Origin of the sequence: Acinetobacter sp. YH12200 (assembly GCF_013418175.1) — a bacterium.
GTDB lineage: Bacteria > Pseudomonadota > Gammaproteobacteria > Pseudomonadales > Moraxellaceae > Acinetobacter > Acinetobacter pseudolwoffii.
In genome coordinates this window covers 1-1,697 of sequence record NZ_VPCO01000064.1, presented here as the reverse complement: position 1 = coordinate 1,697, position 1,697 = coordinate 1, and the positions used below count along the sequence as shown (strand labels likewise).

2 protein-coding genes are annotated in these 1,697 nt (G+C 57.0%); both read right to left on the bottom strand.

Annotated features, from left to right (window positions below; all coding sequences use genetic code 11):
• Window positions 1–250, bottom strand: a 250-nt coding sequence (locus FTU90_RS15875; protein ID WP_130234736.1) for a LysR family transcriptional regulator, incomplete at its 3' end; no start/stop codon positions are given.
• Between the two features lie 27 nt (window positions 251–277).
• Window positions 278–1,492 carry a chloramphenicol/florfenicol efflux MFS transporter FloR gene (gene floR, locus FTU90_RS15870; RefSeq protein WP_000214122.1) on the bottom strand — a complete coding sequence of 405 codons (1,215 nt, stop codon included), beginning with the start codon at window positions 1,490–1,492 and terminating at the stop codon, window positions 278–280.
• Window positions 1,493–1,697 lie beyond the last annotated feature (205 nt).

Genomic DNA, 1,697 nt, shown 5'->3' with positions numbered 1-1,697 from the left:
CCATGAAGTGCCTGCCTGCGTCTGTTAGCCGAACGCCCCGCGCATGGCGCTCAAATAGCAGGACACCAAGGTTATCCTCCAGCGCTTTCACACGCGCGCTGACGCTCGACTGGCTGATACCAAGTGCCTTGGCCGCATGCCGAAAATTCAGATGCTCGGCGACGGCGATGAACTGAACAAGGGAAATGAGCGGTATCCTGCCAGACAGGATACCGACATTCACGAGGTTTCGATGGTTAGTGCGCCGCATCGGAGCGGGCCTGCTACCAGTCGTCGGTTAGACGACTGGCGACTTCTCGGTGGCAGCCCCACGGAGCCGAAGGAGCACCAGCCCCAACGAAACCAGTACCGCCATCGCCGTGGCGTAACAGATCACGGGCCACGCTGTGTCACCGTTTAAAAGTGCCACCGCCAATGTCCCGACAATGCTGACTATCAGGCTTTGAACGCAGAAGTAGAACGCGACCGCTGATCCCGCGATGTCGTCGAACTCTGCCAAAGCGCCGTTCGCGGTAACGGACACCGTGAAGACAATACCGACCGCGACAACCCACATCGGTAGGATGAAGGTGAGGAATGACGGCGAGCCGTAAAGTTCGCCGATCCCCAACAGGACCGCTCCGCAAACAAGCAACGCCATCCCACGCGCCACGCATCCTGCGATGCCCCATCTGGCGACAAAGGACTTCGCGAAACGGGTTGTCACGATCATTACAAGCGCGACAGTGGCGAAGGCAAAGCTGAATCCGATCTCGGAATATTCCGCTTGGCCTATGAGCACACGGGGAGCCGTCGAGAAGAAGACGAAGTAGGTGCCCATACCGGCGCTAAAGCCGACAGTGTAAACCCAAAAAGCCGGACTCGCGAAGATCGGCAAGACAGATCGGCGCGTCTTGACTTGATCCAGAGGGCGGGTTTCGTGCCACCTGAAACCCGCATTTAGGAGTGCGAGCATCGCCAGTATAGCCAAAGTAATGAATATCGCCTGCCATCCCAAGAACTCGCCGATCAATACTCCGGCGATAGGGCCGAGCGCAGGCACGAACGCCAGCATCGAACTGAAAAGGCCGTAGATGACGACACCCTCAGGACGGTTGGCATAAACGTCGCGAACCGTCGCGAACGTCGCCACCAGCATGGCCGACGCGCCCACTGCTTGAAGTAGACGGAAAGCGACAAAGGCCGGTGCAGTTGAAGACCAAGCTGCTCCCAGAGACGCAATGACGAAAGCCGTTGCGCCCGCAAGTAGAATTGGCCGTCGCCCGATTCTGTCTGAGAGCGGACCAAAAATCACCTGGCCCACGCCGAGCATCACCATATAGAGGCTCAACGTGAGTTGGATCATAGCGGGCGTCGTGTTCAGGATGCCGGGCATCGCTGGAACGACAGGGAGATAAATATCCATCGCCAGTGAAGCGAGGATGTCGAAAGGAGCCATCAGCAGCAGTGCTGCCGGCAGCGTATAGGCCCACGCGGGGCGTGTGGTGGTCATGACGAATCAACCCTCGATTAAGGAATACCGGGCGACGTCTGCTCGTCAGCAATCAGATGAGACTAGCCTTACAGAGCGCCGCAACAACAATACTGGTTGTTGCGGCTTACTTGTCTGCTGACTTGGAATTTCCCATCTGATTACTCCACGCTTACGAATATGAATTGCTACATTTTATCCGATTATCTTTTGCTTCGCAATGCGG